Origin of the sequence: Embleya sp. NPDC008237, from assembly GCF_042956465.1 — a bacterium.
Classification (GTDB): Bacteria; Actinomycetota; Actinomycetes; order Streptomycetales; family Streptomycetaceae; genus Embleya.
In genome coordinates this window covers 50,271-77,075 of sequence record NZ_JBIBGL010000029.1, presented here as the reverse complement: position 1 = coordinate 77,075, position 26,805 = coordinate 50,271, and the positions used below count along the sequence as shown (strand labels likewise).

25 protein-coding genes are annotated in these 26,805 nt (G+C 72.4%); 2 read left to right on the top strand and 23 right to left on the bottom strand.

Translation table 11 applies throughout. The features are described from left to right. Window positions 1-17 precede the first annotated feature (17 nt). The 9 genes from accB to ACFZBU_RS44485 all read right to left on the bottom strand — a co-directional run bounded on the left by accB (window position 18) and on the right by ACFZBU_RS44485 (window position 8,186). Entirely contained in the window at window positions 18-674 is a 657-nt protein-coding gene (gene accB, locus ACFZBU_RS44525) for an acetyl-CoA carboxylase biotin carboxyl carrier protein (protein ID WP_391589532.1), read from the bottom strand. Further along, on the bottom strand, window positions 671-2,554 hold the full coding sequence (gene accA, locus ACFZBU_RS44520) for an acetyl-CoA carboxylase carboxyl transferase subunit alpha (protein ID WP_391589531.1): 1,884 nt from the start codon (window positions 2,552-2,554) through the stop codon (window positions 671-673). The genes accB and accA overlap by 4 nt, the downstream gene beginning before the upstream one ends. 165 nt (window positions 2,555-2,719) lie before the next feature. Then, window positions 2,720-3,052 (bottom strand): TcmI family type II polyketide cyclase, encoded by a 333-nt coding sequence (locus ACFZBU_RS44515; RefSeq protein ID WP_391589530.1) that lies wholly within the window; start codon window positions 3,050-3,052, stop codon window positions 2,720-2,722. A 105-nt stretch (window positions 3,053-3,157) separates the two neighbouring features. Next, window positions 3,158-3,640, bottom strand: a complete 483-nt coding sequence (locus ACFZBU_RS44510) for an SRPBCC family protein (protein WP_391589529.1) — start codon at window positions 3,638-3,640, stop codon at window positions 3,158-3,160. 1 nt (window position 3,641) lies between these two features. Continuing rightward, entirely contained in the window at window positions 3,642-3,896 is a 255-nt protein-coding gene (locus tag ACFZBU_RS44505) for an acyl carrier protein (protein WP_391589528.1), read from the bottom strand. A 39-nt stretch (window positions 3,897-3,935) separates the two neighbouring features. After that, complete coding sequence (locus tag ACFZBU_RS44500) at window positions 3,936-5,192, bottom strand: beta-ketoacyl synthase N-terminal-like domain-containing protein (RefSeq protein WP_391589527.1); 1,257 nt, start codon at window positions 5,190-5,192, stop codon at window positions 3,936-3,938. Beyond that, window positions 5,189-6,457, bottom strand: a complete 1,269-nt coding sequence (locus ACFZBU_RS44495; protein ID WP_391589526.1) for a beta-ketoacyl-[acyl-carrier-protein] synthase family protein — start codon at window positions 6,455-6,457, stop codon at window positions 5,189-5,191. Before ACFZBU_RS44495 ends, ACFZBU_RS44500 begins: the two co-directional genes overlap by 4 nt. Then, the gene (locus tag ACFZBU_RS44490) at window positions 6,454-6,870 is read right to left on the bottom strand and encodes a cupin domain-containing protein (protein ID WP_391589525.1); all 417 of its coding nucleotides are present in this window, start codon (window positions 6,868-6,870) and stop codon (window positions 6,454-6,456) included. Before ACFZBU_RS44490 ends, ACFZBU_RS44495 begins: the two co-directional genes overlap by 4 nt. A gap of 50 nt (window positions 6,871-6,920) precedes the next feature. Next, entirely contained in the window at window positions 6,921-8,186 is a 1,266-nt protein-coding gene (locus tag ACFZBU_RS44485; RefSeq protein ID WP_391589524.1) for a SchA/CurD-like domain-containing protein, read from the bottom strand. Window positions 8,187-8,538: 352 nt separating this feature from the next. Between ACFZBU_RS44485 and ACFZBU_RS44480 the strand changes: the two genes are divergently transcribed. Then, window positions 8,539-10,224 carry an FAD-dependent oxidoreductase gene (locus tag ACFZBU_RS44480; protein WP_391589523.1) on the top strand — a complete coding sequence of 562 codons (1,686 nt, stop codon included), beginning with the start codon at window positions 8,539-8,541 and terminating at the stop codon, window positions 10,222-10,224. A gap of 229 nt (window positions 10,225-10,453) precedes the next feature. On the opposite strand, the gene ACFZBU_RS44475 is transcribed toward ACFZBU_RS44480, so the two are convergent. The 4 genes from ACFZBU_RS44475 to ACFZBU_RS44460 form a co-directional block, all read right to left on the bottom strand. Continuing rightward, window positions 10,454-11,131, bottom strand: coding sequence for a class F sortase (locus ACFZBU_RS44475; RefSeq protein ID WP_391589547.1), 678 nt, complete (start codon window positions 11,129-11,131; stop codon window positions 10,454-10,456). Between the two features lie 137 nt (window positions 11,132-11,268). Then, on the bottom strand, window positions 11,269-11,709 hold the full coding sequence (locus ACFZBU_RS44470; RefSeq protein WP_391589522.1) for a hypothetical protein: 441 nt from the start codon (window positions 11,707-11,709) through the stop codon (window positions 11,269-11,271). Between the two features lie 306 nt (window positions 11,710-12,015). Further along, a complete protein-coding gene (locus tag ACFZBU_RS44465) occupies window positions 12,016-13,050 on the bottom strand; it encodes a methyltransferase (RefSeq protein WP_391589521.1) in 1,035 nt (344 codons plus the stop codon). Between the two features lie 292 nt (window positions 13,051-13,342). Continuing rightward, window positions 13,343-14,503: a PucR family transcriptional regulator gene (locus tag ACFZBU_RS44460; protein WP_391589520.1), complete on the bottom strand. Its 1,161-nt coding sequence runs from the start codon at window positions 14,501-14,503 to the stop codon at window positions 13,343-13,345. 92 nt (window positions 14,504-14,595) lie between these two features. Here ACFZBU_RS44460 and ACFZBU_RS44455 point away from each other — a divergent pair, with 92 nt between their 5' ends. After that, a complete protein-coding gene (locus ACFZBU_RS44455; protein WP_391589519.1) occupies window positions 14,596-15,786 on the top strand; it encodes an amidohydrolase in 1,191 nt (396 codons plus the stop codon). 72 nt (window positions 15,787-15,858) lie between these two features. On the opposite strand, the gene aroC is transcribed toward ACFZBU_RS44455, so the two are convergent. The 10 genes from aroC to ACFZBU_RS44405 all read right to left on the bottom strand — a co-directional run bounded on the left by aroC (window position 15,859) and on the right by ACFZBU_RS44405 (window position 26,795). Then, window positions 15,859-17,091, bottom strand: a complete 1,233-nt coding sequence (gene aroC, locus ACFZBU_RS44450) for a chorismate synthase (RefSeq protein ID WP_391589518.1) — start codon at window positions 17,089-17,091, stop codon at window positions 15,859-15,861. A 647-nt stretch (window positions 17,092-17,738) separates the two neighbouring features. Then, the gene (locus ACFZBU_RS44445) at window positions 17,739-18,980 is read right to left on the bottom strand and encodes a TSUP family transporter (RefSeq protein ID WP_391589517.1); all 1,242 of its coding nucleotides are present in this window, start codon (window positions 18,978-18,980) and stop codon (window positions 17,739-17,741) included. Further along, window positions 18,977-20,020: a zinc-binding dehydrogenase gene (locus tag ACFZBU_RS44440; RefSeq protein ID WP_391589516.1), complete on the bottom strand. Its 1,044-nt coding sequence runs from the start codon at window positions 20,018-20,020 to the stop codon at window positions 18,977-18,979. The genes ACFZBU_RS44445 and ACFZBU_RS44440 overlap by 4 nt, the downstream gene beginning before the upstream one ends. After that, window positions 20,017-20,925, bottom strand: a complete 909-nt coding sequence (locus tag ACFZBU_RS44435; protein ID WP_391589515.1) for an ABC transporter permease — start codon at window positions 20,923-20,925, stop codon at window positions 20,017-20,019. Before ACFZBU_RS44435 ends, ACFZBU_RS44440 begins: the two co-directional genes overlap by 4 nt. A gap of 15 nt (window positions 20,926-20,940) precedes the next feature. Continuing rightward, window positions 20,941-22,065: an ABC transporter permease gene (locus tag ACFZBU_RS44430; RefSeq protein ID WP_391589514.1), complete on the bottom strand. Its 1,125-nt coding sequence runs from the start codon at window positions 22,063-22,065 to the stop codon at window positions 20,941-20,943. Beyond that, window positions 22,062-23,726, bottom strand: a complete 1,665-nt coding sequence (locus ACFZBU_RS44425; RefSeq protein ID WP_391589513.1) for an ABC transporter ATP-binding protein — start codon at window positions 23,724-23,726, stop codon at window positions 22,062-22,064. Before ACFZBU_RS44425 ends, ACFZBU_RS44430 begins: the two co-directional genes overlap by 4 nt. A gap of 7 nt (window positions 23,727-23,733) precedes the next feature. Next, entirely contained in the window at window positions 23,734-24,813 is a 1,080-nt protein-coding gene (locus ACFZBU_RS44420; RefSeq protein WP_391589512.1) for a BMP family ABC transporter substrate-binding protein, read from the bottom strand. 304 nt (window positions 24,814-25,117) lie between these two features. Beyond that, on the bottom strand, window positions 25,118-25,483 hold the full coding sequence (locus ACFZBU_RS44415; RefSeq protein ID WP_020553735.1) for a cupin domain-containing protein: 366 nt from the start codon (window positions 25,481-25,483) through the stop codon (window positions 25,118-25,120). A gap of 95 nt (window positions 25,484-25,578) precedes the next feature. Next, complete coding sequence (locus ACFZBU_RS44410; RefSeq protein WP_391589511.1) at window positions 25,579-26,310, bottom strand: FadR/GntR family transcriptional regulator; 732 nt, start codon at window positions 26,308-26,310, stop codon at window positions 25,579-25,581. Continuing rightward, window positions 26,310-26,795: a VOC family protein gene (locus ACFZBU_RS44405; RefSeq protein WP_391589510.1), complete on the bottom strand. Its 486-nt coding sequence runs from the start codon at window positions 26,793-26,795 to the stop codon at window positions 26,310-26,312. Before ACFZBU_RS44405 ends, ACFZBU_RS44410 begins: the two co-directional genes overlap by 1 nt. Window positions 26,796-26,805: the final 10 nt, after the last annotated feature.

Here is a 26,805-nt window from a genome sequence, read left to right as displayed (position 1 = left end):
GACCACCTCGGTCGTCGTCAGTGCCGGGTGTGCGAGCCGCCGCGGCCCGTCCCGGAACGGTCTTCGGGCCCACCGTCGTGGTCGGTGCCCCCATCGTGGCCGGCCGCGCGTGGTTCGATCGCGATCAATGGCTCCTGGTACTCCACCGATTGCGCATCCGGCACCAGCACCTCCACCACCCGCCCGGACACGTCCGCGGTGATGGTGTTCATCATCTTCATGATCTCCAGGATCCCCACCGTCTGGCCGGGCCGGACGGTGTCGCCGACGCTGACGAAGGGCTTCGCGCCCACCTCGGGCGCGTGGTAGAAGGTGCCGACCATCGGGGCGCGGACGAACCGGCGTGCGCTCTCCGCCGCGACCGGCTGCTCGACCTGTGGCGCGGCGGGTGCGCCGGAGGCCCCCGGCATCGGGCCGGGGGCGGCCGAGTCGGGCCACTCGATCTCGATGCTGGTGTCGCCGCACTTCAACCTGATCCAGCGCGGCGGGTTCGGCGCGCTGCGCGCGTGCTGCGGCCCGTCGGCCGGTTGCGCGTGCGGCTGAGGGTGCGGTTGCGTGGCGTGTGCGGGGTTCAGCGGCTTGACCCACCGCTCGTCCGCGTAACCGGAGTGGTGGTTGACGTGGTCGTCGACGTGCGCGTCGCGCGCTTCGGGGGTTCCGGGGTGTGGGGTCATGACGCACTTCCTTCGGCACGGGCATCCGGCGCGGCGCCGAAGCTCCGGAATCGGTCCCCGCGTTCGCGCAGGAGCCGGGTCTTGTCCAGCGCTCGCAACTCGTCGACCACCGGGATCAGTGCGGTGCGCAGCAGTGCGGCGGCCCGGCCCGGGTCGGTGTGCGCACCGCCGGGCGGCTCGGGCACGATCGCGTCGACCACACCCAGGCGCAGCAGTTCTCGCGGGCGCATGCGCAGCGCAGCGGCGGCGGCGGGCGCCGCCGCGGGGTCCTTCCACAGGATGGCCGCACAGCCTTCGGGGCTGATCACCGAGTAGACGCCGTGCTCGCCGATCAGTACCCGATCGGCGACCGCGAGCGCGAGGGCGCCGCCGCTGCCGCCCTCGCCGGTGATCACCGTGACGATCGGGGTGGGCAGTCGGGCCATCAGGCGCAGGTTCTCCGCGATGGCGACGGCCTGGCCGTCCCGCTCGGCGTCCGGTCCGGGGTTGGCGCCGGGTGTGTCCACCAGGGTGAGTACCGGCAGGCCCAGTTTGGCGGCGAGCCGCATCAGCCGGGCGGCCTTGCGAAAGCCCGCCGGGGTGGCCATGCCGAACTTGCGGCGTTGGCGTTCGGCGAGGTTGTCGCCGCCCTTCTGGTGACCGATCAGCATCACCGGCAGGCCGTCGAGCCGGCCGATGCCGCCGACCACCGCGGGGCAGTCCGCGCCGATCCGGTCACCGTGCAACTCGTGGAAGTCGTCCAGGAGTCGGCCGGCGTAGTCCAGGGTGGTGGGTCGCCCGGGGTGCCGGGCCAGCCGGACCGCCTCCCACGGGTCACCCTCGTCCGGCCTCCCGTTCACGGCGTGGCCGCCGGCCGCGTGGACGCTCGCCGTGTGGCCGTTGGCAGTGTGACCGTTGGTGGAACGCCCGTTCAGACCATTTGCCGCGAGCCCGCTTGCCGCGGCCTCGTTCGGCCCGAGCCCGTTCGCCGCAAGCCCGTTCACCGCCGGCCCGCCGACGGCCGCCCCCACCAGGGCCGGCATCTGCGCAACCGGCTCGGCCGGCGACTCCTCCGGACGCGTCTCGCGCGGTTCGTCCAGGCCGAGGAAGTGTCGAATCGTCGCGCGCAGCGCCGCTCGGGGTGCGATCGCGTCGACCATCCCGTGCTCGAGCAGGAATTCGGCGGTCTGGAAACCGGCGGGCAGGCGTTCGCCGATGGTGTGCTCGATCACCCGAGGACCGGCGAAGCCCATCCGCGCACCCGGTTCGATCAGGATGACGTCGGCCAGCGTGGCGAAGGAGGCGGCCACCCCGCCGTAGGTGGGGTCGGTGATCAGCGACACCACCAGGACGCCGGCCTCGTCCAACTCCGCCAGGGCGTGCGCGGTCTTGGCCATCTGCATGAGCGAGAGCACGCCCTCCTGCATCCGGGCTCCCCCCGAGGCGGTGACCAGCAGCAGCGGAGTACGGGTGCGCAGGCTCTCGTTCGCGGCCTCGGTGACCAGCGCGCCGACGGCGCAGCCCAGGCTGCCGCCCAGGAAGCGGAAGTCCATCGCGGCCACCACGACCGACCGGTCGTGGATGGTGCCCCGCGCGCACAGGACCGCCTCGTCCATGCCGGTCGCGGCACGCGCCTCGGCCAGGCGTTCCGCGTACGGGCGCGAGTCCACGAAGCCCAGCGGGTCGTGCGGGGTGGGGCCGGCGGTCAGCGGTGTCTGCGAACCGGGGTCGAGGAGTTGGTCCAGTCGTTGCCGGGCCGTGAGTCGGGCGTGGTCACCGCAGTCGGGGCACACCCGCAGATCCCGGGTGAAGCGTTTGCCGTATACGAGTTCGGCGCAGCGCCCGCACTTGACCCAGTCGGGTCGGGTGTGGACGGTGAGCCCGAGGTCGGTCTCGATCATGGCTTCGGAGTCCTTGGACGAAGGGGCCTCGAACGAGAAGGCCCAGGACGGAGCGGCCTTGGACGCAGCGGCCTTGGACGCAGGGAGCTCGACGAACGAGAGCTCGGACCGGGCGCGTTCGTGCACCGGGGATCGGAACGACCGCACCACGCGGCCACGTTCGCGTTATGCCTGTGCGTCCCGCTCCCAGCGGTAGAACTCGCGGGCCATCGCGTCCTGCGGCGACCGCCAGGTCTTCGGGTCGTAGGCGTTCACGTGCACGGCCAGCCGCTCGCTGATGTCGCGGAACTGCGGGTGCCCGGCGACCTTGGCGACGGCCGGGCCGGGCGGGCGGTCGGCCTCGATCAGATGCAGGTACAGGTCGCCGAACTGGAACAGACTGCGTCCCGTGACCCCCACGAGGTGCGGGAGTTCACCGGTGTCGGACGAGGCGAAGATGTCCGCGATCCGGGGTGCCGAATCGGGCTTCATCCGAGCCACGATCAGGGTGCGGTGCATGTGCGGTGGTCCTTCCCGGTCTGTCGGTCGATGACCGGCGGGACCGCGGGATGCGGTCCCGCCGGCGGGGCGCCGTCGTCGGACGGGCCGGCGGCGGCGCGACGGTCACCAGGTGCGGGCGGTGGGCGCGACGCCCATCTCGCGGGCCCGCTCCTGGATGCGGTCCCGGATCAGCTCCAGTTGCACGCGCGAGTTGCGGTTGATGTTGTCCGTCATCCACGCGTCGTCGACCGGGGCGGTCTCCTTCATCGCGAAGTCCTGCACCCAGCGCATCCGCACACCGTCGGGGACCTCGTGGTACTCCCAGCGGATGTGCATGTGCGCGAACGGCCCGGTCTCCACCCGGCGGGCCCACACCGTGCGGGCGTCGCGGTCGGCCTCGCGCTCGGAGACCCAGCTCCAGACCTTGCCGTCCTTGTCCGGGTGCATGGTCAGCCGGAAGGTGACCTTGGCGCCCTCGCGCGAGATGATCTCCACCGACGCGTATTCGCTGAACAGGTCCGTCCAGTGCTCCACGTCGTTGGTCATGTCCCAGATCAGGTCGAACGGGGCCGAGATGACGATGTCGTTGTCGGTATGGCCGGCCATGTCACACTCCGGAGGTGAGTTGGGAGTTGGTGGTTTCCAGGAACTCGCGCGGGGTCTTGCACTGGTCCACGTCCGCGCCGAGCGGGAATTGGTAGCGCCGCTCCAGTTCGGAGACGATCCCGAGCAGCCCCAGCGAGTCGAGTCCGAATTCCTCGAACGTCGACCCCGGCAGGCTCATCCGTTCCGGATCGGCGGTGACGCCGGCGCAGGTCTTCATCAGCGCGGCGAGTTCTTCGTACGTGAAGGGTCCGTTCATCGCAGGCTTCCTTCTTCCGTGCTTCCTTGCGGGGGACCGCTACGCGGTCGGGAAGGGCGTGCCGGGCCGGCCTTCGCCGTGGCGCAGCACCAGTGCCGCGTTGTGGCCCATCAGGCCTCGACTGAGCACCAGGGCGGTGCGCAGTTCGGCGGTTCGGGCCCGGCCGGTGACCAGATCCAGGTCGTGGCAGACGTCGAAGACGCCCGGGGTGGGCGGCAGTACGCCGTGTTCCATGGCCAGGATCGCGGCGGCGCAGTCCAGGACGGGTGCGCCGCAGTACGCGCGGCCGATGCCCGCTTTGGGGGCGGTCACCGGCACCCGGGCGGCGTGGGCGCCCAACGCGTCGGACAGGGCCAGTACTTCGGCGTGGTCGGCCTCGCGCACCCCGAGGGCGTCCGCGAAGACCACGTCGATGTCCTGCGGGGCGCATTCGGCCTCGGCGAGCGCGTCGCGGATCGCCCGGGCGAGGCCGTGCCGGGAGGGTTCCCAGCCCGAGGTTCCGGTGAACGTCGCGCCGTGCCCGGCCACTTCGGCCCGGATCCGGGCGCCGCGCCGGTGCGCCGCGGCCGCCTCCTCGACGACGAACATCGCGCCGCCCTCGGCGGGGGCGAATCCGCACGCGGTCGAGGTGAACGGGAGATACGCCTGCCCGGGTTCGCGGGCCAGGCTGAGCGCGTCGTAGCCGAGCTGGCACACCATCGAGTACGGCGCCAGCGGGGCCTCCGCCGCGCCGACCACGACGGCGTTCGTGCCGCGGCTGATGGTGCGGGCCGCGTGCGCGAGGGCGTCCAGCCCGCCGGCCTCGTCGTTGGCCAGCACCGCGCACGGCCCCTTGAAGCCGCCGCGGATGGAGATCTGGCCGGTGGTGGCGGCGTAGAACCAGGCGATGGATTGGTAGGGCCCGACGAAGCCGGGTCCCTGCCCCCACAGGTTCTGCAGCTCGCGCTGGCCGAACTCGCCGCCGCCGGAGCAACTCGCGGTGGTCACCCCGACGCCGAAGGTGGGCATCGGGCCGAGCGCGGCGTCGGCCAGTGCCTGATCCGCGGCGACCATCGCGAAGTGCGTGAAGCGGTCGGTCTGGACCAGGAAGCGCTCCTCGACCACCGCGGCCGGGTCGAAGTCGCGCACCTCGCCGGCGATCGCCAACGGGAGGTCGCCGCAACCCTCGCGGGTGATCCGGTCCAGGACGCACAGGCCCTCGCGGGTGGCCTTCCAGAACACGTCGGCACCAATGCCGTTGGGTGCGACGACGCCGACACCCGTCACCACGGTGCGTCTGGGTGCGGAGATGTTCACCGGGGTCTCCTTTCCCGGCGGTCCAGCACCACGGCGGACTGGAATCCGCCGAACCCGCTGCCCACCGACAAGACCGTGTGCAGAGCCATCGGCCGGGCCGTCCCCGGCACGTAGTCGAGGTCGCACTCGGGGTCCGGGGTCTGGTAGTTCGCCGTGGGCGGCACCGCCTTGTGTTCCATCGCCAGGGCGCACGCGGCCAGTTCGATCGCGCCGATCGCGCCGAGCGAGTGGCCCACCATGGACTTGATCGAACTCATCGGGGTCCGGTACGCGTGCTCGCCCAGTGAGCGCTTGACCGCCGCCGTCTCGTGGCGGTCGTTCTGCTTGGTGCCCGAGCCGTGCGCGTTGACGTAGTCGATGGCGGTGGGGTCGACCCGCGCGTCCGCCAGTGCACGGTCGATCGCCTCGGACATCTCCAGGCCCTCGCGGGTCAGGCCGGTCATGTGGTGCGCGTTGCCCCGGGTGGCGAAGCCGCCGACCTCGCAGTACACGTGTGCACCGCGGCGCCGGGCGTGTTCGAGCTCCTCCAGCACGAGTACCGCGGCGCCCTCGCCCAGGACGAAGCCGTCCCGGTCCGCGTCGAACGGCCGGGAGGCGTGTGCCGGGTCGTCGTTGCGGGTCGAGGTCGCCTTGATCGCGTCGAAACAGGCGACCGTGATCGGCGAGATCGGCGAGTCCGAGGCGCCCGCCAGGTAGACGTCGGCCCGGCCCTCCTCGATCGCGTGCGCGGCGTACCCGATCGCGTCGAGGCCGGACGTACAGCCGGTGGAAACGGTCTGCACCGGGCCGCGGGCGTCGAACTCCTCGGCCACCTCGGAGGCCAGGGAGCTCGGGGAGAATGCCCGGTGCAGGAACGGGTCGGCCCGGTCGGGGTCCACCGCCCAGTTTCGGCCCGAGCCGCTGACCGCGACATAGTCGTGTTCGAGCCGAGTGGTGCCACCCACGGCGGTGCCGAGCGAGACGCCGAACCGCCAGGGATCCTCCGCGTCCCGGTCCAGACCGCAATCCCCCATCGCCTCGGTCGCCGCCGCGAGCGCGAACTGCACGTAGCGGTCCGCGCGCTCGACCCGGTTTTGATCGACGCCGCAGGCGATCGGGTCGAAGTCGCATTCGGCCGCGATCCGGGAGCGGAAGCCGGTGGGGTCGAAGAAGGTGATGCCGCGGGTCGCCGTACGGCCGGCCATCAGCATGTCCCAGAACGCGGTGACACCCACGCCGCCGGGCGCCACGACGCCGACGCCGGTGACCGCCACCCGGCGCCTCAAGAGTCGACGCCCACGGTCTCGGCGGGCTCGATCCCCTCCGTGTCGACGTGCCCCAGTTCCGGTCGGGGCGCCAACGGGGCGAGTTGGAAGACCATGCGCGCCTGCACCCGGCCGACGTTGCGGAACCGGTGCCGCATGTTCTTGGGCACCATCAGGCCCTGGTCGGGCTGGAGTTCGTAGGTGACGCCGTCCAGGTCGACCTCCAGGGCCCCGGTGACGACGTGGATGAACTCCTCGGAGTACGGGTGGTAGTGCTCGCCGATCATGTCGCCGGGCTCGATGATGGCCAGGCCCATGAAGCCGCTGGTGGATCCCACCGTCGCCGGCCCGAGCGTGACCCGCAGGTCACCGCCCCGGCGCCGGTTGGGCTCGATCTCGTCGACGTTGACGATGCGTACGGTCTGCGTGGTCATGTGTGCCACCTCCAAGTGGCGGGCGGCGCCCGCAGGCGCCGCCCGGGGGGTCAGGCGTCGCGGTCGGCGCGACGGTCGGTGACGAGGGTGGTCTCGGCCGAGGCCAGCAGGTGCCGCAGGCCCTCGTCGGTGTCCAGTGCGCCGTCCTCGCCCACGTCCAGGAGCCGGCTCAGCCGGGCCGCGGACTCCTTGCGGTCGATGCCCAGCAGCAGCGCCGGGTCCTCCGGTTCGCCGCGCACGTCGAGCACCCGGATCAGGATGTCGCCGCGCAGGAACACCGAACTGCTCGCGATCGGCCCGGATGCGGACGCGATCACCCGTTCGTCGTGCCGCTGGAGCACGGTGGCGGCGGATTCCCCGCAACCGTGCCGAACCGGGTACAGCAGCGCGCGGCGCTTGGTCGACGCCTTCGCCGACTTTCCGGCCGGCGCGTTCAGGTGGTACGCCTCGGCCAGCGAGGAGCGCATGAAGAACGCCCGGGCGGCCTCCGAGTCGTTCAGGTCGCGGGCCTCCTCCAGATGCGGGTTCAGCAGTTCCTCGGCGGCCCGCACCTGCGGCTGCTCGGCCACGTGCCGCAGCGCGGCCCGCAGGTCGCCCTCGACCTCGATCGCGCGCACCACCCGGTTGCCGAGCATGAACACCGACGTGCGGCGCAGCGACGTCGTGGCGTTCACCCGGGCCGTGGGCGACTTGTAGCCGGCCAGGATCTCGGCCACCTCGGCCTCGCTGCCGGGCTTGACGGTGAACGTCAGCGCGCAGCGGACCACGCCGGGCGCCGCCGGGGCCGCGGCCCGCGCCTTGTCGGCGGCCCCGGCCCTGGTCGGGCCGGCCTTGGCCTTGTCGGTCGAGCCGGCCTTGGCCTTGTCGGCCGCCTTGGTCTTGCCGGTCACCTTGGCCTTGCCGGTGGCGCCCGCCTTCGCCTTCGCGCCCGCGGCCCCCTTGGTGATCGCCGGGCCGGCCGCGTCCGCACGCAGGTCGGTCTCCCGGGCCACCGCGAAGCGCAGCGACCGGGTACCGCGCACGCAGCCGTGCAGGGGCTGCACCATCACCTGGTGCTCCGGGCTGTCCACCCAGGCCAGGTATTGGGAACTGCCCTCCCACTCGCTGGTGATCAGCCACTGGGTCGGGTCCTCGATCGACTGGCACAACTGGTCGCGCAGGTGGCCCGGTACGGCGGCCACCTGGTGCCGAATGCGTTCGTAGGCTTCGAGGAAGCGCTGCTCCGACCCCTCGTGCAGCTCCAGCATGAGCAGTACCCGGAGCTTGGACGTGGTGTCGGCGGTGGGATTCGCCGCGGAGTGGACCAGGGTGTCCATGTCATTCCTTTGGTCATGGGATTCGGCCTGCGTGGTGGTGCCCGGTACGGGCGATCCCGGGGGACCGGGCCGCGCCGAAGCCGCCCGGGGAACGGGGATGCGAAGGTGTGACGCCGTGCGCCGCGCCTTGCCGCGCGATGCACCCGAACACCGACCGATCCGTCCGTCGGGGACCCGGCCTCGACTTCGAGCGTGGCGGCGAATCATCACTCTCTGCATCTTTTGAGGGCATATGAGTGACATTCGCCACGACGAACCGCTCTTCCGGGTTCAACGGGAACACGAGGACACCGACGGACCGCGACCCCGCAGCGGGGTGGCGTCCGCAGTCCTCGCCAACGCAGGAGAACTGATGAATCCCGAGATCGAACACCGGGTACCGGTCCTGGTCGTGGGCGGCTCGCTGGTCGGGCTGTCCACGTCCGTGTTCCTGGGCCGGCTCGACGTGCCGCACATGCTGGTGGAGCGGCACGCCGACACCTCCCGGCACCCCCGCGGACGTGGCAACAACGTGCGCACGATGGAGTTGTTCCGGACCGCGGGGGTCGAGGACCGGGTGCGTGCCGCGTCCGCCGTGCTGGCCGACAACCACGGCATCCTTCAGGCGCACACGATCGCCGGGGACCGTCAGGAGTGGCTGTTCAAGGAGATCGACCCCGGAGGCGGCCTGGCCCGGTTCAGTCCGAGTTCGTGGTGCCTGTGCAGCCAGAACGACCTGGAGCCGGTGCTGGCCGACTACGCCCGCGAACTCGGCGGCGACCTGCGCTTCGGCACCGAACTCGTGTCCTTCGAACCGGACGAGGACGGGGTCACCGCAGTCGTGCGGACCCGGGCGAACGGGCGGCAGCAGATCGTGCGGGCGGACTACCTGGTCGCCGCGGACGGGCCGCGCAGTCCGGTGCGCGAGCGACTGGGCATCGCCGTGTCCGGTCCGGGCGACCTCTTCCACAATGTGAGCGTCACCTTCACCTCCCGCCGGTTGGCCGAGTTCGTCGGCGAACGGCGGTTCATCGTCTGCTATCTGACGAACCCTCAGGGCGAAGGCGCGTTGCTGCCGGTGGACAACGGGGACCACTGGGTCTTCCACCTGCCGTGGCACCCCGAACGGGGCGAGCCGATCGAGGCGTTCACCGACGAGCGCTGCGTCGAGCACATTCGGGCCGCCGCGGGCGTACCGGATCTGGACGTGGAAATCACCGGAAAGGCCCCGTGGCATGCGGCCGAGCGGGTCGCCGAACGCTACCGCGTCGGACGGGTGTTCCTGGCCGGCGACTCCGCGCACGAGATGTCGCCCACCGGGGCGTTCGGCTCCAACACCGGGATCCAGGACGGACACAATCTCGCCTGGAAGCTCGCCGCCGTGCTGCACGGGCACGCGGGTGCCGACCTGCTGCACACCTACGAGGCCGAGCGCCGACCGGTGGCCCGGGCCACCGCCGCGCGCGCCTCCTCCCGATCGGCCGAGCACAGCCACCCGGGCTACGCCGCTCCCCCGGTGGGCGGCGCCAAGCAGCCCGGCGTGCTGGGTGTGGTGCTGGGGTACCGCTACGCGTCGGCGGCGGTGCTCGGCGCCGACCCCGAAGTCCCGGTGCTGCCCGAGCGGTTCCGCCCGCCCGCCGGCGAACCCGGCAGCCGTGCCCCGCACGTGTGGCTGCACCGGGACGGCGTTCGGCTGTCCACCCTGGACCTGTACGAGACCTCGCCGGTGCTGCTGGTCGGCGCCGGTGCGGCGGGTGAGGCGTGGCAGCGGGCGGCGCGGGCGGCGAGCGAGCGGCTCGGCGTGCCGCTGGTGATCCACCGGGTGGGTACCGAGGCGGAGTCCGCGTCGGTGGACCTGGTCACCGCGCCGGACGTGGACTGGGCGGAGCTGCACGGGGTCACCGACGAGGGGGCGGTGCTGATCCGTCCGGACGGGTTCGTCGCCTGGCGGGTGCCGGCCGCCGAGTTGGACCCCGAGGAGACCATGGTCACGGTGCTGCGCGCGGTGGCGTGCCGGACCGAGGCGGATGCCGGGGTGGGCGGCGAACTCGGCCGGTAGGAACGGCGGACCGAGCGCACCACGGCCGGCCCCGGAGTGCCATCCGGGGCCGGCCGTGGTGCGCTCGGGTGCGGGCGGTGGGACTAGGCCGTGTCCGGTGGATCTTGGCGGATGAGGTCGCGTCGTCCGGTGGCGTGGCTCGGCGTGCCGGAGAAGCAGCCGCATAGTGGTTCTTTTCGGCCGTCCGGTGCGGCGAGACGCGGCCCCACCAAGATCCGCCGGACACGGCCTAGGTCGGCGGCAGCAGGTGGGCGAACACCACCACGTTGTCCTTGTAGTCCTTGGCCTTCTTGTCGTACACGCCGCCGCACGTGATCAGGCGCAGTTGGGCGTCGGTCGTCTTCCCGTAGACCCGCTCGTCCGGGAAGGCGTCCTTGGGGAAGGACTCGACGGAGTCCACCGCGAACCGGGCCACGCTGCCGTCCGCGCGGGCGATCTCCACGGTGTCGCCGGGCTTGAGACTGCCGAGCCCCCAGAAGACCGCCGGGCCCATCATCGTGTCGACGTGGCCGAGCACGATCGCGTTGCCCCGGGCGCCCGGGGTGACGCCGTCCTCGTACCAGCCGGCCAGGTTGCGGTCCGCGGCGGGCGGCACTTCCAACACCCCGGAGGCGTTCAGGCTCAGCCCGATGAACGGCGCGTCCACCTTGATCCTGGGGATCTTGATCCGCACCGGCTGCGAGCGGCGCATCACCGGCGCCCCGTCGGGATCCGGGCTCGCCGAGGGTGCGACGGGCGGCGAGGCGCCCGGTTGTGCGGCGGCGGGCACCGGTTGCGGCGGCGGCCCGGAGTCGGTGCTCAGATCGTGCTTGATCATCAGGACGCCCAGCAGGATGGCCGCCACGGCGATCATCATCAGTTTGCCGGCGCTGATACGGCGGGGCGGCGGGGGCTCGGACTTGTCCATGGTCGGTGCCGGGTCGTGCAAGACGGTCCCTCTCTCCTGGGCCGACGGACCGGGCGATGCCGCGCCGACGGCGACATTGCCGTGGCCACCGCCCCGGTGCGGGGCGGTGGCCACGGTGTGTTGCCCGAACGGGCGGATCAGGCCTGGGCCGCCGCCGCGCCGGGACGACGGCGCAGGGCGTACACGCCCATGCCGATGCCGCCGGCGATCAGGGCCGCACCCGTACCGAGCGCCGCGCCGTCATCGAGGAACGCGCCGCCGATGCCGGTGTGCACGCCACCGTGCGGGCTCTTGTGGTCCTTCCACGACTTCTCGTGCGAGGAGCCTTCGTTGCCCTTGCTTTCGTAGGACTTGCCTTCGCCGCCCTTGTCCGAGCCTTCGCTGTGCTCGGAACCCTTCTCGGGCGTCCACTTCGACTCGCCGGACCAGGACTTCTCCGACGCACCGTTTTCGGGGGCCGCCGGGCCGGAATCGGGCTTCACCGGCGCCGGGGCGTCGGCGTAGGCGGACGGAACCGCCAGGGTCAGGGCGGCGAAGCCGAGGGCGGTACCGGCGACAAGAGCTCGTGCACGACGCATCGTGATTATCCTTCCGGCGCTTCGCGAACTGCCGACGGGCATCGGCACACGGGGATCGGCGAGGCGCCTTTCTCACCATCGAACGGCCCTGGCCGACCCGCGACCCGCGTGACTGCATTCGAGGGCCCTTTCTGGGCCTCCCGGGCGGATATCGCGGCCTGCTTCACTCGCCGGGAGCAGTCCGATGTTTAGCGAAGGGTCACGAGACGTCACTTTTGGTAGCCGCGGCGCCGGTGACGGGCCTTGCCGGGCCCCGGTGCGCGGATCCGGTGGCGGTGCCGGTCGCGGCTCCGGGCCGGGCACGGCCTACGCCGGGACCGTGCACTCGAACATGTGCAGCGACGGGTTCACCGCGCGGACGTCCCGGCCGCGCAGGCCCGCCTGTTCGATCAGGGTCAGCAGACTGTCCTTGGTGTGCTTGCGACCGCCGACGTTGAGCAGCAGCAACAGGTCCATCGCGGCGGTGAATCGCATCGAGGCGGTCTCGTCGACCAGGTTCTCGATGATCACGACCCGGGAACCGGGCGCGGCCGTCGCGACGATGTTGCGCAGCGTGCGCAGGGTGCTGTCGTCGTCCCACTCCAGGATGTTCTTGACGATGTACAGGTCGGCTCGGACCGGGATCTCCACCCGACAGTCGCCGCCCACCAGGCTTGCCCTGGAGGCGAGTTCGCCGCCGGCCCGGAGCCGGGCGTCGGCCGCGGCGACCACGCCGGGCAGGTCGAGCAGGGTGCCGCGCAGGCTCGGGTTGCGCTCCAGGAGGGTGGCCAGCACCAGTCCCTGGCCGCCGCCGATGTCGGCGACGCTGTCGATGCCGGTCAGGTCGAGTACCGCGGTGACGTCCTGCGCGGACTGCCGGCTCGACTGGGTCATCGCCCGGTCGAACGCGGCTGCCGATTCCGGCGCGTCCTCGTGCAGGTAGTCGAAGAACTGCTTGCCGTGCAGAGCCGGGAAGACGCTCTTCCCGGTGCGGACCGCCTCGTCCAGGCGCGGCCACACCTCCCAGGTCCACGGCTCGGTGGTCCACAGCGCGACGTCGCGCATGCTGCGCGGGGCGTCCGCGCGCAGCAGTCGGGACGCCTCGGTGTGCGTGTACCGCCCGTCCGGCTCCTCGGCGAAGATGCCCTGGCAGGCCAGCGCGCGCAGCAGTCGGTGCAGCGCCCCGGGGTGGGCGGACACCGCCCTCGCCAACTCGTCCACGCTCGCCGGGCCCTCGCCCAGCGCGTCCGGGAGTCCCAGGCGCAGTGCGGCGCGCACCGCCGCCGCGGACATCGCGCTGAACGCCAGCTCGCGCAGTCGGGTGGCCGCCTGCGGGGCACTGGTGACGTCGGTATCGGTCATGCTGATCGCCTCTCAACCGGTGGACCATCCGGGGCCGGGCCGGCGGAACTCGACCGCAACGACCCGCGCACCGACGTCCCGGCGGTCCGCGCCGGGGCTGGAACGACTGTGACCCACAGTCGCCGACCTGCCGCCGAGGCGCGGCCGGTTCGGGCCGAGACGCGCCCGGGAGTCATCCGGATGGGCGCAGATCCGGCGACCCGAACGCCGGCTGGGGCGCTTCCCGCGCGGCGGCGTCTCCTTGCTGCGGCGCTTCATTGCTGCGGCGCTTCTTTATGGCGGCACTTCGCCGTTACGGCACTTCCTTGAGGGCCAGGAGTAGTTCGCGGGCGGTCAGTGCGGCCTGGAGTTGCAGGGTGACCTCGGGGTCGAGGGGGTTGGCGCCCAGGAGCTCGCGGATCTGGCCGATCCGGTAGCCGACCGAGTTGCGGTGCAGGTGCAACATCTCGGCGACCGCGGCGCGGCTGCCGTTGGTGGCCAGCCACGCGCTGAGCGTGGCCACCCACTCCTCGCGTTCCAGGATCGGACCCAGGTGCTGGTCCACGAACGCCTGGAGCCGGGCCGGCGGCACTCCGAACAACAACTGGGCCAGGCCCAGTGAGGAGAACATCAACTGCACCTCGCCCGGACGCCGGCGAAGCAGCCCGAGCACCGTCTCGGCGTCGTGGAACGAGCGCGCGGTGCCGCGCGGATCGCTGACCGTGGGCCCGGCGGCGGCCAGTACCGGCACATCGCCGACCATGCCCTGGAGCCGGATCCGGATCCGGCTGATCTCCCGCTCGACGTTGCCCGAGAGCACCGCGAGTCCCAGCTCGCCCTCCTGGCGTACCGGCATCTCCAGCCAGGACAGCGCGGTGGTCCAGGTGCGCTGGTTGGGTCCGGCGTAGGCGAACACCACGGCCGAATGCGGGCGATCCAGGTGCAGCCCGAAGCGCGCGGCGGTGCGGGTCACGTCGGCGAGGTTGCGCAGCGCGCCGTAACGCAGTTCGTCGATCAGCCGCCCGGCCGTCTCGGCGGTCGCGGTGGCCACCGCGTCCCGGCGGATCGCCTCGATCGCCACCGCCGTCACCGCCGCGCGCAACAGCGGTTCGTCGTCGGCCGCGCCGTCCGGTTCGCCCAACAGCAGCAGCCCGACCCGGCGTTGCGCCACCCGGACCGCGAGGGCCGAGGCCCGCCAGCCCTCGTCGCAGGTGACCTCGACCACCTTGTCCTCGACGAACACGTGGGCGACGGCGACCGGGGTCATCGACTCGGTGCCGTCGTCGGTGGCGGCGAGTACCCCGCCGTGCACCCCCACCAGTCGGGCGGTCCTACCGGTGCGTTGGGCCAGGGCTCGCAGGATCGCGAGCCAGCCGTCGCCGGAGAGGGCCAGCACGTTCAGTTCCCGCTCGAACGCCTCTGCCCGGTCCGGCACGGGGGTCCGGTGTTCCGTGACTTCTGCCTTGTCGATCATGGATTTCCGCACCTTAGCCGGTCGTTGTTACGCGGAACAGATACTTCGATCGGTCACTTCCCGTTACGTCTTTCGTGGGGCAGGATGCGCGCATGCGAGCCTTCGACCTCGCGGCCGGTGCAAAGGCCGCTGCCCAGGCGGCGGTGCATGCCGCCGCTCCGGATCTGGTTGCCCTCAGTCACCGTCTGCACGCCCACCCCGAACTCGGCTTCGCCGAGGAACGGGCCTGCGGTTGGCTGGGCGAGCAGTTGACCGAGCACGGTTTCACCGTCACCGCCGGGGTGTGCGATCTGCCGACCGCCTTCGTCGCCGAACGCGGCAGCGGACCGCTCGTGCTCGGGATCTGCGCGGAGTACGACGCGCTGCCGGGCATCGGGCACGCGTGCGGCCACAACGTGATCGCCTCCGCCGCGACCACCGCCGCGCTCGCGCTCGGCGCGCTGGCCGACGACCTCGGCATCACCGTACGCGTGCTGGGCACGCCCGCCGAGGAGAACGGCGGCGGCAAGGTGCTGATGCTGGAGCGCGGCGCGTTCGCCGGCGTGCACGCGGCGATGATGGTGCATCCCTCGCCGCGCGAGCGCCTGGACCCGACCTGTCTGGCCCGCGCGCAGTTGCACGTGGAGTACGACGGCCGGGCCGCGCACGCCTCCGCCTGCCCCGAGGACGGCGTCAACGCGGCCGACGCGCTGACCGTGGCCCAGGTGGCCATCGGGCTGCTGCGCCAGCACATGACGCCGGATCAGCGGGTGCACGGGATCACCACGACCGGCGGGCAGGTGCCGAACGTGATCCCCGAGCACACCGAGGCCGCCTACTACGTGCGGGCCGCGACGCTCGCGGGCTTGACCGATCTGGAGGCGCGGGTGCGCGAGTGCTTCCAGGCGGGCGCGGTGGCCACCCGGTCGCGGTTGACCATCTCCTCGACCTCGCCCGCGTACTCCGAGTTCCGGCACGACGGCGATCTGTTGGCCGCGTACGAGCGCAATGCGCTGACCGCGGGCCGCGAATTCCCGCCCGTGACCGCGGCCGACGACCGGCAGGCGGGCTCCACCGACATGGCGAACGTGTCGCTGGCCATCCCGTCCATCCAGCCGCTGGTCTCGATCGACTCGGGCGCCGCCGGGCTGCATCAGGCCGAGTTCGCCGCGTACGCGGTGCGGCCCGCCGCGGATCGGGCACTGCTGGACGGTGGTTTGGCGATGGCCTGGACGTGTGTGGACGCGGCGCTGGACCAGGGCCTGCGCGAACGGCTCCTGGCGGGCGCGCCGGCCGGGGACTGACCCGCCGATGGGCTCCGGGGCGATCGCCCCGGAGCCCATCGACCGTGTTCGGCGTCGGCTCGGCATCCGCGCTCACGCGTCGGCGACGGTCACCGGCAGCGCCGCGAGGTACGCCCGCGCGTTGCGGCGGGTCTCGGCCACGTTGTCCCCGCCGAACTTCTCCAGCATCGCGTCCGCGAGCACCAGCGCGACCATCGCCTCGGCGACCACGCCGGTCGCGGGCACCGAACACACGTCGCTGCGCTGCGCGATCGCCTTCGCCGGATCGCCGGTGCGCACATCGAACGTGGCCAGCGCCCGGGACAGGGTGGAGATCGGTTTCATCGCGGCGCGTACCCGCAGGAGTTCGCCGGAGGTCATCCCGCCCTCGATGCCGCCCGCGCGACCGGTCTCGCGGCGCACCCGGGCGGGGCCGGGCCGACCGGGGGCGACCGGGGTGATCTCGTCGTGGGCGACCGAGCCGCGCCGGGTCGCGGTGGTGAAGCCGTCGCCGACCTCGACCCCCTTGATCGCCTGGATGCCCATCAGCGCGGCGGCCAGGCGGGCGTCCAGGCGCCGATCCCAGTGCACGTGGCTGCCCAGACCCGGCGGCAGCCCGTAGACCACCACCTCGACCACGCCGCCCAGCGTGTCGGCGTCCTTGTGTGCGGCCTCGATCTCGGCGTTCATCGCGGCGGCGGTTTCCGGGTCGACGCAGCGCACCGGGTCGGCGTCGATCGCGTCCGCGCTGCCGGGTTCGGGCACCAGGGCATCGGGCAGCGCGACCGCGCCGATCCGCACCACGTGGCTGAGGATCTCCACGCCCAGCGTCTGGGCCAGGAACGCGCGCGCGACCTCGCCGATGGCCACCCGCGCCGCCGTCTCCCGCGCGCTGGCCCGCTCCAGTACCGGGCGGATGTCGTCGAAGCCGTACTTCTGCATGCCCGCGAGGTCGGCGTGCCCGGGCCTGGGCCGGGTCAGCGCGGCGCCGCGCCCGCGGTCCGGGAGCCGGCCCGGCTCGTCGTAGCGCCGACCGTCGGCGTCGGTGGGGTCGGGGGCCATCACCTCGGCCCACTTGGCCCATTCGGTGTTGGCCACCCGCAGCGCGACCGGGCCGCCCTGGGTGAGCCCGTGTCGGACCCCGCCGTTGAACTCGACCTCGTCGCGCTCGAAGCGCATCCGCGCTCCGCGCCCGTTGCCCAGCCGACGCCGGGCCAGCGCCCGGGCCAAGTCGCCGGAGGAGATCTCCACCCCGGCGGGCAACCCCTCCAGAACGGCGGTGAGCGCGGGACCATGCGATTCACCTGCGGTGAGCCAACGCAACATGGGAGTCCTTCTTTCGGTGTGGACGGGACGGGCGGACGGACGGGCCTGGCGGACGGACGAGCGGGGCGGGGCGGGCGAGTCGACCGGGTTGGGCGGCGTGAGCGGGCGGGGCCGGGACGAAGGCGGGCGGGTCGGGCGCTCGGGTGATGCGAGCGGGAGGGGGCAAGGCAGGGCGGGGCGGGCGAGTCGAGCGGGCTGGGTGGCGTGAGCGGGCGGGGCCGGGACGAAGGCGGGCGGGTCGGGCGCTCGGGCGATGCGAGCGGGAGGGGGCGGGCGCGGTGGGCAGGGTTGGCAAGTGGACGGCGGGAACGGGTTGGCGCGGCAGAGGCGAGCGGGTCGATCGGCGTGCGCAAGCGAGGCCGGGACGAAGGCGGGCGGACGGGACGAGTTCGCGGGAGGGGCGGGCGAAGGGACGGGAACGGGTGGCACGGCCGAATGGAGCGCACGGGGCCGAGGGACACGGACGAATCGGGTGGGCGGGACGGGTGCGTATGGGTGGAGTGGGCGGGACGGGAAATCGTGCTGGGCCGGCGGGAAGGATGGGGAGGAACGGCGGGACGGGCGGGCTGGTGGGGCGGGAGTGCGGGACGTGTGGTGGTGGGCAGGGGGTTGGGTGGCCGAGGGGGCGCTTCGGGGTGGGTGGCGGGCTATGTGACCAGTAGGGCGATACCGACTGTCGTGCCGATCACCACGACCAGGGCGCGTAGGACCGGTGCGGGCACTCGGCGGCCGAGGACTGCGCCCAGGCGGCCGCCCGCCACCGAGCCGAGGGCAAGCAACAGCACCGGGAGCCAGGCCACTTCGGCGGTGATCGCGAACAGCACCGCGGCGACCAGGTTGACCAGCGCCTGGAGCAGGTTCTTCAGTCCGTTGAGCAGGTTCAGGTCCTCGTCGAGCACGATGGCGAGCAGCGCGAGCAGGAGCACGCCCTGAGCGGCGCCGAAGTACCCGCCGTACACGCTGACCGTGAACACCGCCCCGAGCAGCACCGGACCGACACCGCTCGCGCGGGCGGTCTCCGCCTGCCGCTCGCGACGCATGCCCCGCCGGCACACCCGGCCGACGGCGACGGCGGGTTCCGGAGCCGCCTGTGGCTTGCCCCACACGCCCGGCCGGCCGGCCGGGCCGACGGCGGTGCAGGGCTCCGTGCCCGCCTGCCGATCGCGGTGTGGGTGCGCCGTACCGGCGGTGACGCCGGGATCCGGGCCTGCCTGCTTTTCGCCATGTGTGCCCGGCCGGTGCGGCAGGTCGATGCCGCTGTCGGGCGCGGCGCCCGGCTCCCGTTCCCGACGCACGCCAAGCCGTCCTGCCGGGCCGACGGCGGTGCCGGCCTCCGCGCTCGCCGGCCGGACGCGGTGTGGGCGCGCCGGGACGGCGGCGACGCCGGGCTCCGGACTCGCCTGTGGCTCATCGGGGTTGGGGTCGGGGTTCGGGGGTGTGTGGCCGGCGCGACGCAGCGGCGGGGGGATGGGGGTGTCGCGGTTGGCCTCCGTCTGGTGGTCGCGACGTAGGGCCAGTCGGCGTGACAACCACGGTTGGGCGGCCATCAGGAGGGCGGCGAGGAGGATCAGGGCCGGGACGGCCGCGCGGAAGGCGCCCGGGGGGAGGGTGAGCAGGAGGAGGCCGCCGGTTGTGCCGCCCAGCACGGCGGCGATCGACAGGGGGAGCAACCGAGCGGACTGGGCGGCGAGTTCGAGACGGTAGCCGAGTGCGCCGGTGATCGAGCCGGGGGTGAGTCCGATCGTGTTGGACACGTTGGCCACCACCGGCGGGTAGCCCAGTGCCAGCAGCACGGGGAACGTCAGCAACGAGCCCGAACCCACCACGGTGTTGACCGTGCCCGCGCCGAGGCCCGCCACGAGCACGAGCAGGGCCTCGGCGGGGCTCATGCGGAACTGCCGGGCAGCAGCGTGACCTTGCCGAATGCGGCGCCGCTCGCCAACCGGCGGTGTGCCTGGGCGGCATCCGCGAGCGGATAGGTCGTGTCCGGGACCGGGATCAGGGCGCGAGCGAGGCAGAAGTCGACCATCGCGGCGAAGTCCGCCGCCCCGCACGAGCCGGCGCCCAGCAGGGTGATCCCGGTGTGGAAGGCATGCGGCAGGTCGAAGGTCGCCGCGGTGCCGGTGGTGTCGCCGCAGAAGACCAACCGGCCGCGCGGCCGCAGCGCATGCAGCGACGCCTGGAACAGCGCCGGGCCGACGTGGTCGAGCACCAGATCGACGCCGGCCCCGCCGGTCGCCGCCCGGGCCCGGTTGACCAGGTCCGAGGTGCCGGTGTCGATCAGCACGTCGGCCCCCGACTCGGCCATCCGGTCCAGTTTGGCCCGCGAGCCGGAGGTGACCAGCACGCGCGCGCCCAACGCCCGGGCCAGTTGCACCGCCGCGATGCTGATCCCGCTGCCCGCGCCGTGCACCATCAGCGTCTCACCGGCCCGCAGGCCGCCGCGCACGACCAGGCCCTGCCAGGCCATGCCGTACGCGGTGGGCAGGCTCGCCGCGGCCACGTGGTCCAGCCCGGCCGGGATCGGGTGGGTGCGATCGGCGGGCACCACCGTCAACTCGGCATAGCCGCCCGGCCGGTTTCCGCCGACCACGCGCAGCGCCGCACACCATGCGTCGTCGCCCGACCGGCATGCCGCGCAACGCCCGCAGTGCAGCGCCGGATTCACCAACACCCGCTCGCCCACCCGGCGTTCGTGCACGCCCGGGCCCACGGCCAGCACGTCACCCGCGACGTCCATACCGGGCACGTGCGGGAGGGTGAAGTGTGGCAGCAGGCCGGGCCCGCGCCGCTGCAACAGGTCGAGCCGGTTCACCGCGGCGGCCCGGACCGCGATCAGCACCTCGCCGGGCCCCGGTTCGGGATCGGGCAGGGACACCCGCTCCAGGATCTCCGGGCCGCCGTGTCCTCGGTGCAGGACGGCCCTCATACGATCCCCCGGACGAACGGCGAGCCGAGAGCGGCGGGTTGGCGGTGTGTCTTGGCCAGGAACATCATCGCCAGCAGCGCCAACAGGTAGGGCGCGGCGATCAGCAGCTGCGAGTTCAGGTGTACGCCCAGCGCGGGCAGCGCCAGCCGCATCGCGTCGGCCGCGCCGAACACCAGACAACCCACCATCGTTCCGCGCAGCTTCCAGCCGCCGAAGATCACCGCCGCGATCACCACGTAGCCGCGGCCGGCGGTCATGTTCTGGTTGAAGGCGCCGACTTCGCCGACCGCGAGATAGGCGCCGCCCAGTCCGGCCAGCACGCCGCACAGCAGCACGCTCTGCCGGCGCCGGCGGAGTACGTCGATCCCGGTCACGTCGGCCGATTGGGGATTCTCCCCGGCGGCGCGCAGTTCCAGGCCGAACCGGCTGCGCTGGACCAGCCACCACACCAGCGGGATCACGCCGACCAGCAGGTAGGCGGGCCAGCGATGGGCGAACAGCACCGGCCCGAGCAGCGGCAGGTCGGACAGGACGGGGATGTTCAGCGCGTCGACCTGATGCCCGGTCAGGTCGACCGAGTCCAGCAGGAAGCTGGTCAGGCCGAGCACGAGCGCGTTCAGGGCCAGCCCGACCACGTAGGTGTTGACCGACAGGCGATGGCTGAACTCGGCGTGTGCGAACCCGATGACCAGTCCGGCGAGCATGCCGAAGACCAGGCCGAAGGAGGCGGATCCGGTCAACGAGGCGCCCCACACGGCGTTGAACGCACCGCCGAGCATCATCGCCTCGACCGAGATGTTGATCGTGCCGGCCCGTTCGGCGATGTATTCGCCACAGGCCGCGAAGGCCAGCGGCACGGTGAGTCGGACCGAACTGGCCAGGACCATGGCAAGGTCGTCGATCATGTCAACCTCCTGGTCTCAGGCGCCTGCGGTACGCCGGCGGCGCACCTCGGCGTAGGCGGCGGGAAAGACCGTGGCCAGCACCAGGAGCGCGGTGACCACGGCGACGATGTAGCGCGGTACGCCGGTCGCGGACAGGAATCCGCCGCCCGCGCGCAGCGCGCCGAAGAACAGCGCGACGGGCACGGCCAGCATCGGCTTGTCCCGGGCCACCAGCGCCACCAACAGGCCGTCGAAGCCGACGTTGTCGGCGAAGCCGTCCTGCATCCGGTGGCCGCTGCCGGTGAGCATCACCCCGCCCGCGAGGCCGGCGAACGCGCCGGAGGCGAGCAGCGCGCCGCCGCCGATCAGCACCGCGCCGACGCCGGCCCGGTGTGCCGCCTTGGGGTTGAGACCGAGCATCCGCACCCGGAAGCCGAGCCGGCTGCGCACCAGCACCACCGAGGTACCCACGGCGAGCACGAGGGCGATGAAGATGCCCGCGCCGATGTTGAAGTCGGGGTATTCGCCGATCCGGGGCAGCCAGACCGACTCGGCCAGCATGTCCGTCTGCGATGTGGTGACCTGGCCGGCCACCGCCTTCTCGCGCAGCAGCGACGGCGAGTTGACCGCGTACGACACGGCCTGGTTCGCCACGAAGATCAGGAGCAGGGTGCTGATCACCACCGCGACGCCGCGCCAGTAGAAGAGCAGGGCCGCGACGGCCGCCCACAGGGCGCCGCCGACGGCGGCGCCGAGCAGGGCCAGCATCAGGACCAGCGGGCCGGGGCCCGGGGTGAACAGCGCGATCGCGGCGCCCACGGCCGCGCCGACCAGGAGTTGGCCCTCCTGGCCGATGTTGAAGATGCCGGCGCGGGCGGCGATCACCGAGCCGATCGCGACCAGGAGCAGGGGTGCGGCCTGGTCGATGCTCTGCCCGATGGCCGCGCCGTCGGCCAGGCTGCCGTCGTACATCGCGCTCGCCGCGTCCCAGGGGGATTGGCCGACCAGCGCGATGAGCAGGCCGGCCAGGACGAGTGCGGTGGACAACGACGCCGCGTACAGCAGTGGGGTGCGCGGGTCGGCGATCCGGAGCCGGCGACGCGGGCCGGCCGGCGGTGCGGCGACGGCCGGTGCGCGCTCGGATATCAGGGTCGGGGTCATGCCGCCTGGCCTCCCATCAGCAGGCCCAGTCGCTCGGTGTCGACGTCGGCGCGGTCCATCTCACCGACGACGGCGCCCCGGTGGATGACCGCGACGCGGTGCGAGAGGGTGAGGATCTCCCCCAGTTCGGTGGACAGGAGCAGGACCGCGATGCCGGATCGGGCCGCGGCGTGCAGCCGTTCGGTCATGTACTCGATCGCGCCGATGTCCAGGCCCCGGGTCGGCTGCGCGGCGACCAATACCCTGGGCTGGGCCGCGAGTTCGCGGGCCAGCACCACCTTTTGCTGGTTGCCGCCGGACAGTTGTCGCATCGGGGTGTCCGGCGAGGGGGTGGCGATCTCGAATTCCTCGATCAACTCCCGTGCCCGCGCCGCCATTCGGCGCCGGCTGAGCAGTCCCCTGCTGGTCACCGAGCCCAGGTCCGCCAGGACCAGGTTCTCCGCGACGCTCATGTCCAGGACACAACCGGACACGTGTCGGTCCTCGGGCACGATGCCCACTCCGGCGGCGTGCATCGCGCCGGGTCGGCCGGCGGCCACCGGCGCACCGCACACCTCCACCCGACCGGCACTGAGCGGAAGCAGGCTGGAGAGCAGATCGCCCAGCGCCGCCTGGCCGTTGCCCTCGACACCGGCCAGGCCCAGGATCTCGCCGGCGCGCACCTCCAGGGTCAGTCCGCGCAGCAGCGGACGCCGGTCCGCGGTGCTCGCGTGCGCATCGCTGATCCGCAGCCGTACCTCGCCGGCCGGCGGCCTGGGATCCGGGGCGGGCGCGGCGGCCGGTTCGCGCACGTCCAGCAGTGCGGTGCCGCCGGTCGGCGTGCCGGTGCCGGGCTCGATCAGCGCGTCCAGTGCGCCGACCGCCGACGCGGCGGTCCACTTGGACAGTTCGCGGCCGACCATCTCCCGGGCCAGGGAGCGTACATCGGTGTCGGCGGTGGCCCGGCGGGCCACCACCCGCCCCTGGCGCATGATGGTGACCCGGTCGGTGGCGTGCACGATCTCGTCCAGCTTGTGGCTGATCAGGATCACCGCCTTGCCCTCGTCGGCGACCACCCGGCGCAGCACGGTGAACAGTTCGCGCGACTCCTCCAGGGTGAGCACCGAGGTCGGCTCGTCGAGGATGAGCACGCCGGGGTCGCGGCGCAGGCACTTGACGATCTCGACGCGTTGCCGCTGCCCGGTGGACAGGTCCTCGACGCACGCGTCGGGGTCCACCTCCAGGCCGTAGCGTTCGCCGACTTCGCGCACCAGTGCCCGGGCCCGATCCCGATCCACCCGGCCCCGGTCGCCGAGCACCACGTTCTCCCACACGCTGAGTCGGTCCACCAGGCTGAAGTGCTGGTGCACCATGGAGATTCCGTGTGCCGCGGCGGCCGAGGGGTCGGCGATCGTGGCGGGTTCGCCGCGCAGCAGGATTCGTCCGGTGTCCGGAACGACCAGGCCCAGCAGGATCTTCATCAGGGTGCTCTTGCCGGCGCCGTTCTCGCCGAGCAGGCCGTGGATCTCGCCGGCCTGCACCCGCAAGGAGACGTCCTCGCACGCCCGCACCGCGCCGAACCGCTTGCCGATGCCGAGCAGTTGCACGACGGGGACGGGGAGCACGGACGGCGCGGCCGGGTGCTCGTCGTCGGCCCGGGGTCGCGGGTCGGGTGCGGTCACGACCGTGTCACTTGCCTGCGGCGACGGCCTCATCGACCTTCACCTTCCCGCTGCCGATGTCCTGGATCAGTGCCTTGAGCTGCTGCTCCTGGTCGCCGGTGGGCTTGCAGAGCTTGACCGTGGGCACCGGGTCCTTGCCCAGGTGCCATTCGCGGGCCACGCCCATCCGCAGGGTGCCCTTCTTGAAGTCCTCCAGGGCGCCGGCGAAGTAGGCGCCGGGGCTGAAGATCACCGACACCGCGTACTGCGCGCCGGGCGTCGAGCAGCGGTCGGTGCCGGGGGTGAGCGCGGGCACGCCCTTCTCGTTGGCGAGTTGGGTGACCACGTCGGTGGCGCCGCCGAGGTAGGGGTAGATCACCTTGACGCCCTGGCTGATCTGCGCCTGGGCGGCCTCCTTGGCTTTGCCGGAGTCGTTGAAGTCGCCGGTGAAGGTCTGCACCATCTCGGCGTCCGGGACGACCTTCTTGATTCCGGCCTCGAAGGCCTTGGCCACGTCCCGGGCGAACTGCAGGTCGGGGCCGGTGATGTAGCCGGCCTTCTTGCCGCCGTTCTCCTTGAGGATCAGGCCGGCCGCGTAACCGGCCACGTACAGCGACTCGTTGATGTAGTCGAGGGACTGGGTGAACTCGGGGGTCTGGGTCACGCCCTGGCCGCCGCTGATGTACCAGGCGATGCCCTTGCACTGCGGTTCCTTGGCCGCGCTGAGCGCGTCCTTGAGTTCGCTGGCGCCGATCGCGATCATGTCGACCTTCTGCCGACACAGGTTGCGGGCCTGCTGGACGGCGTTGGCCGGGTTGATCTTGTCGACCACGACGAGCTTCCACCCGTTGGCGTCGGCATAGCCGTTCGCCTCGTCGACGAAGCTCTGGTAATAGCCCTTGTCCTTGGTGTCGCCGGGGCTCATCACCCCGATGACGACCTTCTTGTCCTTGTTGACGTCGGGCTCGTTGGCGGGGAGGGTGCCGGCGCCGGGCGCACCGGCCGAGGCGGGCGCACCGGCGGAGGCGGAAGAGGAGGAGGAGCCACCGCCACAGGCGGTGACCAGCAGTCCCGGTATGATGACCGAGGCCGCGATGACTCGAACCATGTTCTTCATCGGAAGGTCTCCAGACGAATCAGGGCGCGTTGGTTCGACACGGACCGACGGATGCGCGGCAACCCGGACGGGCACGGTGGGCGTGCCTGGTTCGGGTGTGCGGTGCCGCGGCCGGGGTGGATGTCGGTCCGGCGGAGGGACCCGTTCCGGTTGTGCCGGGGATTCCGGCCCGGAGGCGGGTGGGGGTCGGTGCGCGGCGCCTGCGGCGCGCGCGACCGTCCGACAGTGGTGCGGAGTTGCCGAGCATGCGGTCCCGCGGCGAGGCACTACGCGAGATCGCGGGTGATGCGATGGGTCAGCCGTTGCGGTATTCGTCGCGCGGCGGGGTGAAGATGTCCAGGATCCAGGTCTCGCCGTGCTCGGGGTCGCCGATGAACAGGCTGTCCCCGTGGTCGCAGCCCTTGGGCGCCCAGTAGACGTCGCCCGGGCCGAGCACCTGCCGCTCGTCCGAGTCGATCCGGAAGTCGAGCCTGCCCTTGAGCACCATGCCGTACTGCTCGTGCTCGGGATGGTCGTCGTAGGGGGTGGGTCCGCAGCCCTCGCGGATCCGCCACAGGGTCAGCATCATCTCGTCGCCGGTGTAGACCCGGCGCCGGAATCCGGGCTTGACCTCGACGAACTCGCTGTCGTCGAAGGCCCACACACGTTGTACGTCGCTCATGTCACGGCCGTCCTCTCCGGTTGATTCGCGCAATGGTTCCTCGGGCGGACCGACCCGCGGCCGATCCGGCGGACCGGCCCGGGGCGCGCGCGGCACTAGAACATCCGAGCGGTCATCTGCCGCTCCACCTCGCCGAGATGGTCGGCGGCGGCGCGCGCGGCGGCGTCCGGGATGCCGGCCGCGACCGCGTCGGCGATGCCGCGGTGCGAGCGGCAGGACTCGGCGATCACTTGGCGGACCGCCTCGGCGTTGCCCTCCGCGTCGAGGAGCGAGGCGAAGTCGCCGGACGCGAATACCGCGTCGAGCACCTTCGCGTACAGCTCGCGCAGCGTGGTGTTGCCACACGCGCGGGCCAGCGCCGCGTGGAAGCGGCGGTCCTGGCGGCGGAACGCCTCCAGGGTCATCTGTGGATCGAAGCCGGCCGCGAGTTCGCCGATCTCGGCCCGCTCGTCGGGTGCGGCGCGGATGGCGGCGAGGCGGGCGATGGCCACCTCGGTGACCTGGCGTACCTCGAACAGTTCCGAGACGCGCAGCTTGCGGCCGTCGTCCGCGTCGAAGGACACTCCGGGCAGGCGCTCGGCGACGTAGAACCGGTTGCCGCGCTTGACCAGGCAACCGAGCGAGACGAGTCCCTGGATGGCCTCGCGCACCGAGGTGCGGGCCACCCCGAACTGCTCGCACAGGGTACGTTCCGGGGGCAGTTGGGCGCCCGGGCGCAGTTCGCCCTCGCGCACGCTCGCCAGGAGTGCGTCGCGGACCTCCTCGGAGATCGTGCGGCGCGCGACCTTGGCGAAGCGGATCCGGTCCCCCGGTGCCCGCAGGGGCACTACGCGTCCGCCAGGGACGCGAAGCGCTCGCGTTCCGCGTCCAGGTCCAGCGGCCGGATGATCGCCTCGTGCTCCTCGTCGCCCCAATACGCGGGCGGGACCAGCCACATGACCTCGAATTCGAGGCCGTCGGGGTCCTTGGCGTACAGGCTCTTGTTCGCGCCGTGGTCGCTCGCGCCGATCAACGCGCCCGCCGCCGTGAGGCGTTCGCGGGCCTCGGCCAGCGCGTCGAGCGTGGGCACCTCCCACGCCACGTGGTACATGCCCACGGTGCGCCGGCCGGCCTGGGAGTCGCCCGCCTCGGCACCGATGGTGAAGAACGCGATGTCGTGGTGGTTCTCCGAGGCCGGCGCCCGCATGAAGACGTAGCTGCCGGGCGGGCCGTCGATGACGGTGATGAAGTCCAGCACCTCGTTGTAGAACCGGGCGGTCCGGTGTGCGTCGCGCACGTACAGCACCGCGTGGTTCATCCCGGTAACGGCCACGATCGGGCCT